The sequence below is a fragment of the Pseudomonas sp. 10C3 genome, from assembly GCF_036346185.1.
GTDB lineage: Bacteria > Pseudomonadota > Gammaproteobacteria > Pseudomonadales > Pseudomonadaceae > Aquipseudomonas.
Window position 1 is genome coordinate 163,245 of sequence record NZ_JASJVE010000003.1, and the last position, 15,120, is coordinate 178,364.

The following is a 15,120-nucleotide window of genomic DNA, read 5'->3' on the forward strand; positions in this document are numbered from 1 at the left end:
CCTGGCGGGGTGATCGTTTAGGAAAACGTGTGTATGATGCGGCAGCCGGGAAAATCCCGGCTTTTTTGCGTCTGCACGATTGATTGGCCATGGCGTGGTAAAGCGCTGGGCAAGGTTTTTCGAGGAGAGCGGTTTGTAAAGCGGGTCTCGGACCGCTCGTTCTGTTGGGCTTGCATGTAAAAGCGCTCAGAATGTGACCGCACTCTGCTTCACTCAAGGCTCGCCCTCAGGGCTGGCCGCCCGGATCATAGGGGATTGGCGTAATGGCAACGGTTGACCGCTGGCTGCTACCAGATGGCATCGAAGAAGTACTGCCGCCGGAAGCGGCGCGCATTGAAGTGGCGCGCCGTCAGGTGTTGGATCTGTTCCAGAGCTGGGGCTATGAGTTCGTCGTCACCCCGCATATCGAATACCTGGAGTCGTTGCTCACGGGCGCGGGTCAGGACCTGGATCTGCGTACCTTCAAGGTGATCGATCCGCAATCAGGCCGGCAAATGGGTTTCCGTGCCGATATCACGCCGCAAGTGGCGCGTATCGATGCGCACACCTTGCGCCGCGAAGGGCCTAGCCGTCTGTGCTATGCCGGCAGCGTGTTGCATGCGCAGCCGCGAGCCTTGTCGTCCTCGCGTAGCCCGATTCAGTTGGGCGCCGAGTTGTACGGCGATGCCAGCCCGAGCAGTGATGTCGAAGTCATTAGCCTGATGTTGACTATGCTGCAGCTGGCCGACGTGCCTGATGTGCATATGGACTTGGGCCATGTCGGTATTTACCGTGGCCTGGCACGTGCCGCCGATTTGTCTGGCGAGGTCGAGCAGCTGTTGTTCGACGCTTTGCAGCGCAAGGCGATAGACGAAGTCATCGCGCTCACCGCTGATTTGCCAGCTGATCTGGCTGCGATGCTGCGGGCGCTGGTCGATTTGTGTGGTGGTCGTGAAGTGCTTGCGTCCGCTCGTGATCGACTGGCCCATGCGCCTGCTCCAGTGTTGGCTGCCCTGGATGATTTGCTGGCGATTGCCGAGCGCCTTTCCGCGCGCTTCCCGCAATTGCCTCTGTACTTCGATCTTGGTGAGTTACGGGGTTATCACTACCACACCGGCGTCGTGTTTGCGGTGTTCGTGCCGGGCGTAGGTCAGATGATCGCCCAGGGCGGTCGCTATGACGACATCGGCGCGGACTTTGGTCGGGCGCGCCCGGCTACGGGCTTCTCCACGGATTTGAAAACCCTGGTCACCCTGGGGCGTGCGGACATCGAGCTACCGTCTGGCGGTATCTGGATGCCGGACAGTACTGATGCGGCACTCTGGCAGCAGGTCTGCCAATTGCGTAGCGAAGGTCATCGTGTGGTTCAGGCATTGCCTGGGCAGTCGGTGTCTGCCGCGCGTGAAGCCGATTGTGACCGGCAATTGATTCAGCATGATGGGCTTTGGCAGTTAGTGCCGCTGGCTTCTTGAGTTTCCCTGTCGGCCGCAGCCGGCACCAAGTTTGCGCGAATGAGGACAAGTGTTATGGGTAAGAATGTCGTAGTCCTGGGCACCCAATGGGGTGATGAGGGCAAAGGCAAGATCGTTGATCTGCTGACCGAACATGCTACCGCTGTAGTTCGATACCAAGGGGGCCACAACGCGGGTCACACCCTGGTCATCGATGGCGAAAAAACCGTATTGCACCTGATTCCGTCCGGTGTGCTGCGCGAAGGCGTGCAGTGCCTGATCGGTAACGGTGTGGTGGTTGCGCCTGACGCACTCATGCGAGAAATCATCAAGCTTGAAGAGAAGGGTATTCCGGTACGTGAGCGTCTGCGTATCAGCCCTTCCTGCCCGCTGATCCTGTCCTATCACGTTGCGCTGGATCAGGCGCGTGAGAAGGCTCGTGGCGAGCTCAAGATCGGCACGACCGGTCGTGGTATCGGCCCGGCCTACGAAGACAAGGTCGCACGTCGCGGTCTGCGCATCGGCGACCTGTTCCACCGCGAGCGTTTCGCGGCCAAGCTGGGTGAGCTGCTCGATTACCACAACTTCGTTCTGGTCAATTACTACAAAGAACCGGCCATCGACTTCCAGAAAACACTCGACGAGTGCATGGAATACGCTGAACTGCTCAAGCCGATGATGCTCGACGTCACTGCTGCGCTGCATGAAATGCGCCGCGAAGGCAAAGACATCATGTTCGAAGGTGCCCAGGGTTCGCTGCTGGACATCGATCACGGTACTTACCCGTACGTGACCAGTTCTAACACCACGGCGGGTGGCATCGCGACCGGTTCTGGTTTTGGTCCGATGTACCTGGATTACATCCTCGGCATCACCAAGGCTTACACCACTCGCGTCGGTTCGGGTCCTTTCCCGACTGAGCTGTTCGACGATGTTGGTGCGTTCCTGGCCAAGCGCGGTCACGAGTTCGGTGCAACCACCGGTCGCGCTCGCCGTTGCGGCTGGTTCGATGCCGTCATCCTGCGTCGCGCAATCGAGATCAACAGCATCTCCGGTCTGTGCCTGACCAAGCTCGACGTGCTCGACGGTCTGGAAACCATCAACATCTGCATCGGTTACAAGAACGAAAATGGTGCAGTGATCGATGCTCCAACCGATGCTGACAGCTACATCGGCCTGATGCCGGTTTACGAAGAAATGCCGGGCTGGACCGAATCGACCTTGGGCGCTAAAACCCTGGAAGAACTGCCCGCAAACGCCCGTGCTTATATCAAGCGTGTGGAAGAGTTGGTCGGCGCGCCGATCGATATCATTTCCACTGGCCCGGACCGCAACGAGACAATCGTGCTGCGTCATCCGTTTGCTTGATAAATCGTTGAAATAGTTACTGGAATGCGACAAAGGGCCACTTATGTGGCCCTTTGTCGTTTCTGTCTATCGGTTAGTGCTGGCGCGGCACGGCGCTTGCTGTAATTATCGTTCCAAAGAGTGCCATCATTTTAATGGCATCCGTAGTAGAGGAATAATCCCGTGTCCGCCGTCCTTTCTCTTTTACGTAGCCGCTTGTTGCGGCCTGTGTTCATTGCCCTGGGTGTCGCCCTTTTGGTGCAGGTGTTGGTCGCGGTTGCTCTGACCCGGAGCACGGTGACGGCGCTTGAGGCAGATTTGGCCACTCGACTAGGTGTAGATTCGCAACACCTGTCTGCGGAGCTGGAGCAAGCGAGTCGGGAAGTTACTTCCAGTCTGGATGCGTTGTCATCCAGCACTCGTCAACGCCTGAGTGCAGGTTTGTCATCGCGTCTGAAGGATGAGCAGGTGCAGCTGCGCGGCACGCTCGAAAAAGACCTCAAGGACTCGGCCAATGATATGGCGCAGTTGCTGGCGGCGGTCGCTCCGCGTGCCATGTGGGATAACGATACGCCGACTCTGTCGGAGTTTGCCCGCCGCGCTCAGCGCAATCCCAATGTGCTGTTTGTCATCTATGACGATGCTCAAGGTGAGCACCTGACGCGTTATCTGAATCGCGATAGCCCGCAGATCAAAGCCTTGCTCGCCAAAGGGGAGGGTGACCGGGCGATGGATAAAGTCCTGAACGCCGCCAGGAATGATCCTTCGGTGTATTACGTCGAGGCCGCGATCAGTCCTAATGGCGTCGAAATCGGCAAGGTGCTGATGGGGGTTTCTACCGCAACGGTCGAGCAGGACCTTGCGGCTCTGGACAAGCGCTTCTCCGCTTTAATTGTCGGTGGCGAACAGTTGGTCTCTGACAGTTTGGTGGGGGCGGCGGCCGATAGTTCCGCCGCGTTACGTACGCGTTTGCAGGGGGCGCAAACCGCTGCCTCGGCAATGGCCGCCAACACCAGCATCACGGTCCAGGAGGCGGCAGCGACATTGCGCTGGAGGATCGGTCTGGGACTGGCACTGGTCGGTCTCGGCGTATTGCTGCTGCTGGCCGTAGTGCTCGGGCGCCGGGTCGTGAGCAAATTGCACCTGCTGATTGCAGCGCTGGATGATCTGGCTGCTGGCGAAGGCGACTTGACCAAGCGCGTACAGCTCAACAGTAACGACGAAATCGGTGACATGGCGTCAGCGGTCAATCGTTTTGTCGACAAGCTTCAGCCTATCGTGCGTGAGGCGGGGGATGTGGCGCAGCGTACCGGGGTGGAAATTGGCGCCTTGAGCCTGCGTAACGCCGGGTCGGGCAAGGCGGCTGAATTGCAGCGAGATGAAGTGGCCGCCAGTCTCAAAGCCCTTTCGCAGATGGCGGATGAGGCTCAGGCAGAAAGTAATGCAATGCAGGCGGCCTTGAAGCAGGTTGTCGACATTCGAGTCGCGACCGACGAAAACACGCGGACGTCAACGCAGGTGGGTAACTTGATCGAAGCGTTGGCGGGGCAGGTTGATACCGGCGCCAAGGTCATTGAGCGTCTGGCCCAGCAAAGCGAGCAGATTGAAGTGGTGTTGACGGTTATTCACGGTATTGCCGAGCAAACCAATTTGCTGGCCCTTAACGCGGCAATCGAGGCTGCGCGGGCGGGTGAGACGGGTCGCGGTTTTGCGGTGGTGGCAGACGAAGTGCGTGCGCTGGCCAGCAAGACTCAAAGCTCCACAGGTGATATCCAGGCGCATATCGGGGCCTTGCAGCAGGGTGCCAAAGAAGCGGTGGCAGCCATTGGCTTGGCAGGTCGGCAGGCCAGCGAGGGGCTGGCGGTGTTGCGCAGCAGCGCCAAGCTGCAATTGACGGTGCAGGCATCGGTAGAACAGGTTCATGCCGCCATAGGTCTTGCAACCGAGGCTGCGGCGCATCAGGCGCAGGGCGCGCAAGCGGTGAGGGGCCGAGTGGAAGTTATTCATGCTCAGGCTCAGCGCGCGGCTCAGGCGGTTGTAGAAACCACGGCCAGCGGTAAGGTGCTTGATGGTCTGGCTGCACAATTGAAGGCAAGCCTGGGTCAGTTCCGCGCCTGACGGCGCTGAGCTACAGAGTTGGAAGAGGGTGCGCCAGGCGCACCCTGGGGTGGCGGCTTTTGATGGTTGATCTAGAATCTCAAACGCAGAAAACACAAAACCGAGCACGGGGCTCGGTTTTGTTTGAATTGGTGCCCAGAAGAAGACTCGAACTTCCACGACCTTGCGGTCACCAGCACCTGAAGCTGGCGTGTCTACCAATTTCACCATCTGGGCAGTTCGTTGGGTTCAGCAGCAGCTGTTAAGCTATTGTTTACTTTCAACTACAACAACGTTTGCCGTCGTTGTGGGGCGCATCATACGGAGGAGCTTAGTACCTGTAAACCCCCGTTGTGAAAAATATTTTTGAAATAGCGAACGGAGATAGCAAATGGTGTCTTCGCGTTTCAATCCGGTATATGCCAAACTAAATATATATAGATAAGGTGAACTCATTCTAATGGCCGATTGGCAGTCCCTCGATCCCGAGGCCGCTCGTGAAGCGGAAAAATACGAAAACCCTATCCCCAGCCGTGAGCTGATTTTGCAGCACCTTGCCGATCGAGGGTCTCCGGCGAGTCGCGAGCAATTGGTGGAAGAGTTTGGTCTGACAACTGAAGACCAGTTCGAAGCCCTGCGTCGCCGCTTGCGCGCAATGGAGCGCGATGCTCAGTTGATATACACCCGCCGGGGCACCTATGCCCCCGTGGACAAGCTCGACCTGATCCTGGGGCGGATTACCGGCCACCGTGACGGTTTCGGCTTCCTCATCCCTGATGACGGCACCGATGACCTGTTCATGAGCCCTGCGCAAATGCGTCTGGTGTTCGACGGCGATCGTGCTTTGGCGCGGGTTTCCGGTCTTGATCGTCGGGGTCGTCGCGAAGGCGTGATCGTCGAAGTGATCTCCCGTGCGCACGAAACCATCGTGGGTCGCTACTTCGAAGAGAGCGGCATCGGTTTTGTCGTGCCCGACAATCCGAAGATCCAGCAGGAAGTCCTGATTACCCCTGGCCGCAACTCCAGCGCCAAGATCGGTCAGTTCGTCGAGGTGAAGATTACTCACTGGCCGACGCCGCGCTTCCAGCCGCAAGGCGATGTGGTCGAAGTCGTGGGCAATTACATGGCGCCCGGCATGGAAATCGACATTGCCCTGCGCACCTACGATATTCCGCACGTCTGGCCTGAAGCGGTGCTCAAGGAAGCTGCCAAGCTCAAGCCGGAAGTGGAGGAGAAAGACAAGGAACACCGCGTCGATCTGCGTCATCTGCCGTTCGTGACCATCGATGGCGAAGATGCTCGCGACTTCGACGATGCGGTTTTCTGCGAAGCCAAGCCCGGCAAGCTGCGTCTGTTTTCCGGTGGCTGGAAGTTGTACGTCGCCATCGCCGACGTATCGAGTTACGTCAAAATCGGTTCGGCGCTGGACGCTGAATCGCAAGTGCGTGGCAACTCGGTGTACTTCCCCGAGCGCGTGATTCCGATGTTGCCCGAGCAGTTGTCCAACGGCTTGTGCTCGCTGAATCCGCACGTCGATCGCTTGGCCATGGTCTGTGAAATGACCCTGTCCAAATCCGGCGAGATGACTGATTACCAGTTCTACGAGGCAGTCATTCACTCCCATGCCCGCCTGACCTACAACAAGGTCAGCTCGATCCTGGAGCAGCCAAAAACGGCTGAAGCCAAGGAATTGCGTGGCGAATACGCTGGCGTCGTGCCGCACCTGAAGCAGCTTTATGCGCTGTACAAAGTGCTGCTGAGTGCTCGTCATACCCGTGGCGCGATTGATTTTGAAACTCAGGAAACCCGGATCATCTTCGGTACTGAGCGCAAAATCGCCGAAATCCGGCCGACCACGCGCAACGATGCGCACAAGCTGATCGAGGAATGCATGCTGGCGGCCAACGTGGCCACGGCTGAATTCCTGAAAAAGCACGAAATTCCAGCCTTGTACCGTGTGCACGATGGTCCGCCGCCAGAGCGTCTGGAAAAACTCCGGGCCTTCCTCGGCGAGCTGGGTCTGTCGCTGCACAAGGGCAAAGACGGTCCGTCGCCGAAGGATTACCAGGCGCTGCTGGCAAGCATCAAGGACCGTCCGGATTTCCATCTGATCCAGACCGTGATGCTGCGTTCGTTGAGTCAGGCGGTGTACAGCGCGGATAACCAGGGTCACTTTGGCCTGAATTACGAGGCGTATACGCACTTCACTTCGCCGATTCGTCGCTATCCGGATTTGCTCACGCACCGGGCTATCCGCAGCGTGATCCATTCCAAGCAAGACACCCCGCACGTTCGCCGTGCGGGTGCCATGACCATCCCGAAAGCGCGCATCTATCCATACGATGAGGCGATTCTGGAGCAGTTGGGCGAACAGTGTTCCATGAGCGAGCGCCGTGCCGACGAGGCTACGCGTGACGTGGTCAACTGGCTCAAGTGCGAGTTCATGAAAGACCGCGTGGGCGAGTCGTTCCCGGGCGTGATCACGGCGGTTACCGGTTTTGGTCTGTTCGTTGAGTTGACCGACATCTATGTCGAAGGCTTGGTGCACGTCACTGCCTTGCCGGGCGATTACTACCACTTTGATCCAGTGCATCACCGCTTGGCGGGCGAGCGCACCGGTCGCAGCTTCCGTCTGGGCGACACTGTTGAAGTGCGGGTCATGCGCGTCGATCTCGACGAGCGCAAGATCGACTTCGAGATGGCTGAAAAAACCATCAGTGCGCCGATTGGTCGCAAGCGTCGTGGCGCTGAGCCGGCTGCGCCGGAAAAAGCAGCTGCGCCAGCCAAGGCGGGGCGCCGTGGCGCTTCGACCAAGGCTGCGCCAGTGACTGAAGCCTATCGCCCAAGCGATGCCGTCGCAAAAAACGCGGAAGTGCGCAAAAGCCGTGAGCTGAAGCAAGCCTTGCTGGCAGAAGCGAAAGGTGGTGGAAAGGCGGCGTCGGGAAAGTCCAGTAGAGTGGATTCCGATTCGTCGGCCAAGCCAGCCAAACCGAGCAAACACCGTAAAGGCCCGCCAAAAGCGGGCTCGGCCTCTGCTGCGAAAAGCGGTGGGGTGCGTAAACCTAAGGCCAAGTCATGAGTCAGTTGGAAAAAATCTACGGTTTGCATGCTGTAGAAGCGTTGTTGCGTCACCACCCGAAACGCGTCAAGCAAGTCTGGCTGGCTGAAAACCGCAACGATCCGCGGGTTCAGGTGTTGATCCAACTGGCTAACGAAAATCGTGTGTCTGTGGGTCAGGCCGAGCGTCGCGAAATGGACGTCTGGGTCGAAGGCGTGCACCAAGGTGTGGTTGCCGAGGTCAGCCCGAGTCAGGTGTGGGGTGAAGCCATGCTTGATGAGTTGCTCGACCGTACCGAAGGCGCGCCACTGATTCTCGTGCTCGATGGTGTGACCGATCCGCATAACCTCGGCGCGTGCCTGCGCACTGCCGATGCGGCTGGTGCGCTCGCGGTTGTGGTGCCAAAGGACAAATCGGCGACATTGACGCCGACGGTCCGGAAAGTGGCCTGCGGCGCGGCGGAAGTCATCCCGTTGGTGGCGGTCACCAACCTAGCCCGCACCCTTGAGAAGCTTCAGCAGCGCGGCCTTTGGGTCGTGGGTACGGCGGGTGAGGCTGAGGTTGAGCTGTATCAGCAAGACCTGACCGGCCCGACGATTCTGATCATGGGCGCCGAAGGCAAGGGCATGCGTCGCTTGACTCGCGATCATTGCGATTACTTGGTGCGCCTGCCGATGGCCGGCAGCGTCAGCAGCCTGAACGTCTCTGTGGCGACGGGCGTGTGTCTGTTCGAAGCGTTGCGTCAGCGCAGCGTCAAGGCAGCCGCGAAGAAGTAACCCTTGTAGGCGCGCTTGTCCGCGATGGAACGATAACGCTGTGTGTCAGGCAGACCGCGTCGTTGCTATCGCGGGCAAGCGCGCTCCTACAAGTATTGAGTAGTACTCATTGCTCAAATAATCACCAATTGCCTTGCGCCCCACCAAGCCCTTCTCTACAATTGCGCCCCTTGCTGTCATGGCAGGCGCTCATGTGCCTGTCCCTGAGCAAGACAAACAGTGTCATTCACTCCTTGTCTGACCGCTTTTTAGTTAGCGGCAGGCTACAACCCGTAAGGAGCATTCATGCGTCATTACGAAATCATCTTTTTGGTCCACCCGGATCAAAGCGAGCAAGTCGGCGGCATGGTTGAGCGTTATACCAAGCTGATCGAAGAAGACGGCGGCAAAATCCACCGTCTGGAAGATTGGGGCCGTCGTCAACTGGCCTATGCAATCAACAATGTTCACAAGGCTCACTACGTGATGCTGAACGTTGAATGCACCGGTAAAGCTTTGGCTGAACTGGAAGACAACTTCCGTTACAACGATGCCGTGATCCGTAACCTGGTCATCCGTCGCGACGAAGCCGTTACTGGCCAGTCCGAGATGCTCAAGGCTGAAGAAAACCGCAGTGAGCGCCGTGAGCGTCGTGACCGTCCTGAGCACTCCGACAGCGCCGATGGCGATGACGGCGACAACAGCGACGCCAGCGATAACGCTGACGAGTAATCCACGGACCTTTTGAGGAGCCAATTACATGGCACGTTTCTTCCGTCGTCGTAAATTCTGCCGCTTCACCGCTGAAGACGTGAAAGAGATCGATTACAAAGATCTCAACACTCTGAAAGCCTACGTATCCGAGACCGGCAAAATCGTTCCAAGCCGTATCACTGGTACAAAAGCACGTTATCAGCGTCAGCTGGCCACCGCTATCAAGCGTGCCCGCTTCCTGGCCCTGCTGGCCTACACCGACAGCCACGGCCGCTGAGACCAGGCAGTCGACAAAGTAGTAAGGGATAGAACGCATGCGCGCCATGGCTAATTTCATCATGCGCGGCCGCGTGCAGGCCACTCTCGTAGTGGTCGGATGTGCGGCGTTGCCGCTGTTGTTCTGGTTGAGTGCTGCCGCGGGTTGCCTTGTGCTTCTGCGGCGCGGTTTGAGTGATGCCGTTGGCATCCTCGCCTGGGCTCTGCTGCCGGCATTGGTCTGGTGGTATTTCGGTGAACCCCGCACGCTTATGGTGTTGTTGGGTTCGCTAGGGTTGGCAGCGTTGTTACGTGCCAGCGAGTCTTGGGTCCGCGTGCTGCTGGTCAGCGTGGCATTGGGTCTGTTGTATGCAGTAATCCTGGGAGCGGTTTTCCGCGAACCCATCGACGCGATGGCGCTGGAGTTGCAAAAACTCCTGCCGCAAGTCCTCGATGGTCTCTACCAGCAGTTATCGGTAGAAGAGCGAGCGCGTCTAGGGGCACTGATTGCACCGGTCCTTAATGGCCTTATAGCGGCTTTGTTGCAGATCGTCAGTGTGTTGAGCCTGATTCTTGGGCGTTACTGGCAAGCGTTGTTGTACAACCCGGGTGGTTTTGGCCGCGAATTTCGCAGCATAAGACTCCCGCGGGTACCGGCGTTGGTGCTGCTGGTGTGCATGCTTCTGGGGCCGAATTTCGGTCCGCAGATGGCGATGTTGACACCGTTGTGCAGCGTACCGCTGGTGTTTGCAGGGCTGGCCTTGATACATGGCCTGGTGGCTGAAAAGCACCTTGGCAGGTTCTGGTTGGTGGGGTTGTACGTAACGCTGTTGCTGTTTATGCAGCTGATCTATCCGTTGCTGGTGGTGTTAGCCATCGTCGACAGCCTGATTGATTTTCGCGGTCGTTTCGCGTCGAAAGACGTCGATAACGGGTCTGCGAACGGTGAAGGTTAAAAGTTAAGAGGATTTTCACATGCAACTGATCCTTCTGGAAAAAGTCGCCAACCTGGGCAACCTGGGCGACAAAGTGAATGTTAAGGCCGGTTACGGTCGTAACTTCCTGCTGCCGTACGGTAAAGCTACCGCTGCGACCGCTGCCAACGTGGCTGCGTTCGAAGAGCGTCGTGCTGACCTGGAAAAACTGGCTGCAGACAAAAAAGCTTCTGCTGAAACTCGTGCTGCCCAACTGGCTGAGCTGGAAGTGACTATCACTGCCACCGCCGGTGACGAAGGCAAGCTGTTCGGTTCGATCGGCACCCACGACATCGCTGATGCACTGACCGCCTCTGGCGTTGAAGTTGCAAAAAGCGAAGTTCGTCTGCCGAACGGCACTATCCGTAACGTTGGCGAATTCGACGTAGCCGTGCACCTGCACAGCGACGTAGAAGCCACTGTACGCGTTATTGTTGTAGCCGCTTAAAGCAACACTCAATCGTCTGGCGACTTGCTCGTCAGACGGTTAACATCGGGCACGATCCTGTTCACAGGTCGTGCCTTTTGTCTTTTTGTTCCCCCTGATTCCGTGTGGCCATGAACGATATTTCCGCGCCCGAGCAATACGATCTGCAAACCGCTGCCCTCAAGGTGCCGCCGCACTCCATCGAGGCCGAACAGGCTGTGCTCGGTGGCCTGATGCTGGATAACAACGCCTGGGAGCGCGTGCTCGATCAAGTATCGGACGGCGATTTCTATCGACATGACCACCGCCTGATTTTTCGTGCTATCGCCAAACTGGCTGATCAAAACAGTCCGATTGACGTGGTCACCCTTGCCGAGCAACTGGACAAGGAAGGTCAGACCTCGCAGGTCGGCGGCCTGGGCTACCTCAGTGAGCTGGCGAAAAACATTCCGTCGGTCGCCAACATCAAGGCTTACGCGCAGATCGTGCGTGAGCGGGCGACCTTGCGTCAGTTGATCGGCATCAGTGCCGAAATCGCCGACAGTGCGTTCAACCCTGAAGGTCGCAGCGCCGCCGAGATTCTCGACGAGGCCGAGCGGCAGATCTTCCAGATTGCCGAAGCACGTCCAAAAAGTGGCGGCCCGGTCAGCGTCAATGACCTGCTGACCAAAGCTATCGACCGCATCGACACGTTGTTCAACACCGATAACGCGATTACTGGCCTGTCTACCGGTTATACCGACCTCGACGAGAAAACCAGCGGCCTGCAACCGTCTGACTTGATCATCGTTGCGGGTCGTCCGTCGATGGGTAAAACCACGTTCGCCATGAACCTGGTAGAGAACGCGGTTCTGCGCAGCGATAAGGTAGTTCTGGTCTATTCGCTGGAGATGCCAGGCGAATCGCTGATCATGCGTATGCTGTCGTCGCTGGGTCGTATCGACCAGTCCAAAGTTCGCGCCGGGCGCCTGGAGGACGACGATTGGCCACGCCTGACCTCGGCGGTCAATCTGCTCAACGACCGCAAACTATTCATCGATGACACCGCTGGCATCAGCCCTTCAGAGATGCGCGCGCGTACTCGCCGCGTGGTGCGTGAACACGGCGAAGTCGGCCTGATCATGATCGACTACCTGCAACTGATGCAGATCCCGGGTTCCAGCGGTGACAACCGTACCAACGAGATTTCCGAGATTTCTCGCTCGTTGAAATCCCTGGCCAAAGAATTCGCCTGCCCAGTGGTCGCCTTGTCCCAGCTCAACCGTTCCCTTGAGCAGCGCCCTAACAAGCGCCCGATCAACTCCGACTTGCGTGAATCCGGAGCGATCGAGCAGGATGCTGACGTCATCATGTTCGTTTACCGGGACGAGGTGTACCACCCGGAAACCGAGCATAAAGGCATCGCCGAGATCATCATCGGCAAGCAGCGTAACGGTCCCATCGGTACAACGCGGCTGGCGTTCATCGGCAAATACACCCGTTTCGAGAACCTCGCGCCGGGCAGTTACAACTTCGACGACGAGTGATTCGCTGGCGACCTTGCAGGCACGTCAGCGCCTGCAGGGGATTTCAGCCTGCACACCCTTTTCCGACCATTGCGGTCGGAATTGGTTATTTTTTGTGCTATATTCCGCGACCGCGATTTTGTCGATAAAAATCGCCTCCCTGAACACCAACGCCGGTCATCGTCATGCAAGCAGCCAAGCCGTTATTTGACTATCCCAAGTACTGGGCCGAATGTTTCGGACCAGCGCCTTTCCTGCCCATGTGCCGGGAAGAAATGGATCAGCTGGGTTGGGATTCCTGCGACATCATCATCGTTACCGGGGATGCGTACGTTGACCATCCGTCGTTTGGCATGGCAATCATCGGCCGGCTGCTGGAGTCCCAGGGCTTCCGCGTCGGGATCATTGCCCAGCCGAACTGGCAGTCCAAAGACGACTTCATGAAGCTCGGTGAGCCAAATCTGTTCTTCGGTGTCGCTGCCGGCAACATGGACTCGATGATCAACCGCTACACCGCCGACAAAAAAGTGCGCTCCGATGACGCGTATACGCCTGGCGGTATGGCCGGTAAGCGTCCAGACCGTGCCAGCCTGGTGTACAGCCAGCGCTGCAAAGAAGCCTACAAGCATGTGCCGATTGTATTGGGCGGTATCGAAGCCTCGTTGCGCCGCATTGCCCACTACGATTATTGGCAAGACCGGGTTCGTAACTCGATCCTCATAGACGCCTGCGCCGATATCCTGCTGTACGGCAACGCGGAGCGGGCCATTGTCGAAGTCGCCCAGCGTCTGTCCTACGGTCACAAGATCGAAGACATCACCGACGTGCGCGGCACCGCATTCATTCGTCGCGACACGCCGCAAGGCTGGTACGAAGTTGATTCCACGCGTATTGACCGTCCGGGCAAGGTCGACAAGATCATCAACCCGTACGTCAACACCCAGGACACCCAGGCCTGCGCCATCGAGCAGGAAAAAGGTCCGGTGGACGATCCGCAAGAAGCCAAGGTCGTGCAGTTGTTGGCCAGCCCTCGGATGACTCGCGATAAGACAGTCATTCGTCTGCCGTCCATGGAAAAAGTCCGCGCTGACGCCGTGCTCTATGCCCACGCCAACCGCGTGTTGCACCTGGAAACCAACCCGGGCAACGCCCGCGCACTGGTACAGAAGCACGGCGAAGTGGACGTCTGGTTCAACCCGCCACCGATTCCGATGACCACCGAAGAAATGGACTACGTGTTTGGCATGCCCTATGCGCGTGTTCCGCACCCGGTGTATGGCAAGGAGAAAATCCCGGCCTACGACATGATCCGTTTCTCGGTGAACATTATGCGTGGCTGCTTCGGCGGCTGTACCTTCTGCTCGATCACCGAGCACGAAGGGCGGATCATTCAGAACCGTTCCGAAGAGTCGATCATTCGCGAGATCGAAGAAATTCGTGACAAGGTTCCGGGTTTTACTGGCGTGATCTCTGACCTCGGCGGCCCGACCGCGAACATGTATCGCATCGCCTGCAAGAGCACCGAGATCGAATCCGCCTGCCGTAAACCGTCCTGCGTGTTCCCTGGCATTTGCCCGAATCTGAACACCGACCACTCGGCGCTGATTCAGCTGTACCGCAGCGCCCGGGCATTGCCCGGCGTGAAGAAAATCCTGATCGCCTCCGGCCTGCGTTACGACCTGGCTGTCGAGTCGCCGGAATACGTCAAAGAACTGGTGACCCACCACGTCGGTGGTTACCTGAAGATCGCCCCGGAACACACCGAGGAAGGTCCGCTCAACCAGATGATGAAACCGGGCATTGGCAGCTATGACAAGTTCAAGCGCATGTTCGAGAAGTATTCGAAAGAAGCCGGTAAAGAGCAGTACCTGATCCCGTACTTCATCGCAGCCCACCCAGGCACCACCGATGAAGACATGATGAACCTGGCGCTGTGGCTCAAGGGCAACGGTTTCCGCGCCGATCAGGTGCAGGCGTTCTACCCGTCGCCGATGGCCACCGCCACCGCTATGTATCACTCGGGCAAGAACCCGTTGCGCAAAGTGACCTACAAGAGCGACTCGGTCACTATCGTTAAAAGCGAAGAGCAACGCCGGCTGCACAAGGCATTCCTGCGCTACCACGACCCGAAAGGCTGGCCGATGCTGCGTGAAGCCCTCATACGCATGGGCCGCTCCGACCTGATCGGGCCGGGCAAGAATCAGCTTATCCCGCTGCATCAACCCGCGACGGATAGCTATGAAAGCGCCCGTCGCAAGAACTCGACGCCGGCTGGCAGCCATAAGGTTGCCAAGACCACGAAGAGCACGCTGATTCAGACCCAGCACACGGGTCTTCCACCTCGTGCAAGCGATGGCGGCAACCCGTGGGACAAGCGCGAAGAGGCTAAAGCAGCGGCGTTTGCCCGCAACAAGCAGGCGGCCAAAGAGCGCATTGAGGCCGCCAAGGGCGGCAAGAGCCAGCGGCCCGTGCGCAAGCCAGTGGTTCCACGCTAAGCAGCGAGCCCATGCACCACAACGCCAGCCTCAGGCGAGCGTTGTGGTCAGGCCGTCAGGCGT

At 58.2% G+C, this 15,120-nt stretch carries 11 protein-coding genes and 1 tRNA gene; 11 read left to right on the forward strand and 1 reads right to left on the reverse strand.

Annotated features, from left to right (window positions below):
* Positions 1-263: 263 nt before the first annotated feature.
* The 3 genes from QN399_RS04120 to QN399_RS04130 all read left to right on the forward strand — a co-directional run bounded on the left by QN399_RS04120 (position 264) and on the right by QN399_RS04130 (position 4,895).
* On the forward strand, positions 264-1,451 hold the full coding sequence (locus tag QN399_RS04120; RefSeq protein ID WP_322177577.1) for an ATP phosphoribosyltransferase regulatory subunit: 1,188 nt from the start codon (positions 264-266) through the stop codon (positions 1,449-1,451).
* A gap of 54 nt (positions 1,452-1,505) precedes the next feature.
* On the forward strand, positions 1,506-2,798 hold the full coding sequence (locus tag QN399_RS04125) for an adenylosuccinate synthase (RefSeq protein WP_219062433.1): 1,293 nt from the start codon (positions 1,506-1,508) through the stop codon (positions 2,796-2,798).
* 162 nt (positions 2,799-2,960) lie between these two features.
* Positions 2,961-4,895 (forward strand): methyl-accepting chemotaxis protein, encoded by a 1,935-nt coding sequence (locus QN399_RS04130; protein WP_322177578.1) that lies wholly within the window; start codon positions 2,961-2,963, stop codon positions 4,893-4,895.
* A 129-nt stretch (positions 4,896-5,024) separates the two neighbouring features.
* Here the strand turns inward: QN399_RS04130 and QN399_RS04135 are convergent.
* Positions 5,025-5,111: transfer RNA gene (locus tag QN399_RS04135), tRNA-Leu, on the reverse strand.
* Positions 5,112-5,334: 223 nt separating this feature from the next.
* Between QN399_RS04135 and rnr the strand changes: the two genes are divergently transcribed.
* From rnr to QN399_RS04175, 8 genes are all read left to right on the forward strand, one after another.
* Entirely contained in the window at positions 5,335-7,953 is a 2,619-nt protein-coding gene (gene rnr / locus QN399_RS04140) for a ribonuclease R (protein WP_330200593.1), read from the forward strand.
* A complete protein-coding gene (gene rlmB / locus QN399_RS04145) occupies positions 7,950-8,708 on the forward strand; it encodes a 23S rRNA (guanosine(2251)-2'-O)-methyltransferase RlmB (protein ID WP_322177580.1) in 759 nt (252 codons plus the stop codon). The genes rnr and rlmB overlap by 4 nt, the downstream gene beginning before the upstream one ends.
* A gap of 285 nt (positions 8,709-8,993) precedes the next feature.
* Positions 8,994-9,419, forward strand: a complete 426-nt coding sequence (gene rpsF / locus QN399_RS04150) for a 30S ribosomal protein S6 (protein ID WP_020293663.1) — start codon at positions 8,994-8,996, stop codon at positions 9,417-9,419.
* 28 nt (positions 9,420-9,447) lie between these two features.
* Positions 9,448-9,678, forward strand: a complete 231-nt coding sequence (rpsR, locus tag QN399_RS04155; protein WP_002551829.1) for a 30S ribosomal protein S18 — start codon at positions 9,448-9,450, stop codon at positions 9,676-9,678.
* A gap of 37 nt (positions 9,679-9,715) precedes the next feature.
* Positions 9,716-10,612 (forward strand): hypothetical protein, encoded by an 897-nt coding sequence (locus tag QN399_RS04160; protein ID WP_219062437.1) that lies wholly within the window; start codon positions 9,716-9,718, stop codon positions 10,610-10,612.
* A gap of 19 nt (positions 10,613-10,631) precedes the next feature.
* The gene (gene rplI / locus QN399_RS04165; RefSeq protein ID WP_322177581.1) at positions 10,632-11,078 is read left to right on the forward strand and encodes a 50S ribosomal protein L9; all 447 of its coding nucleotides are present in this window, start codon (positions 10,632-10,634) and stop codon (positions 11,076-11,078) included.
* A gap of 110 nt (positions 11,079-11,188) precedes the next feature.
* Positions 11,189-12,583 (forward strand): replicative DNA helicase, encoded by a 1,395-nt coding sequence (gene dnaB, locus QN399_RS04170; protein WP_219062439.1) that lies wholly within the window; start codon positions 11,189-11,191, stop codon positions 12,581-12,583.
* Between the two features lie 164 nt (positions 12,584-12,747).
* Positions 12,748-15,057: a YgiQ family radical SAM protein gene (locus tag QN399_RS04175; protein WP_322177582.1), complete on the forward strand. Its 2,310-nt coding sequence runs from the start codon at positions 12,748-12,750 to the stop codon at positions 15,055-15,057.
* The last annotated feature ends 63 nt before the right edge of the window (positions 15,058-15,120 follow it).

What these genes read in the sequence shown, in the direction of transcription:
- QN399_RS04120 (WP_322177577.1), top strand. Translation starts at nt 264, where the DNA reads ATGGCAACGGTTGACCGCTGGCTGCTACCAGATGGCATCGAAGAAGTA.
- rpsR (WP_002551829.1), top strand. Translation starts at nt 9,448, where the DNA reads ATGGCACGTTTCTTCCGTCGTCGTAAATTCTGCCGCTTCACCGCTGAA.
- QN399_RS04160 (WP_219062437.1), top strand. Translation starts at nt 9,716, where the DNA reads ATGCGCGCCATGGCTAATTTCATCATGCGCGGCCGCGTGCAGGCCACT.
- rnr (WP_330200593.1), top strand. Translation starts at nt 5,335, where the DNA reads ATGGCCGATTGGCAGTCCCTCGATCCCGAGGCCGCTCGTGAAGCGGAA.
- rlmB (WP_322177580.1), top strand. Translation starts at nt 7,950, where the DNA reads ATGAGTCAGTTGGAAAAAATCTACGGTTTGCATGCTGTAGAAGCGTTG.
- rplI (WP_322177581.1), top strand. Translation starts at nt 10,632, where the DNA reads ATGCAACTGATCCTTCTGGAAAAAGTCGCCAACCTGGGCAACCTGGGC.
- dnaB (WP_219062439.1), top strand. Translation starts at nt 11,189, where the DNA reads ATGAACGATATTTCCGCGCCCGAGCAATACGATCTGCAAACCGCTGCC.
- QN399_RS04175 (WP_322177582.1), top strand. Translation starts at nt 12,748, where the DNA reads ATGCAAGCAGCCAAGCCGTTATTTGACTATCCCAAGTACTGGGCCGAA.
- rpsF (WP_020293663.1), top strand. Translation starts at nt 8,994, where the DNA reads ATGCGTCATTACGAAATCATCTTTTTGGTCCACCCGGATCAAAGCGAG.
- QN399_RS04125 (WP_219062433.1), top strand. Translation starts at nt 1,506, where the DNA reads ATGGGTAAGAATGTCGTAGTCCTGGGCACCCAATGGGGTGATGAGGGC.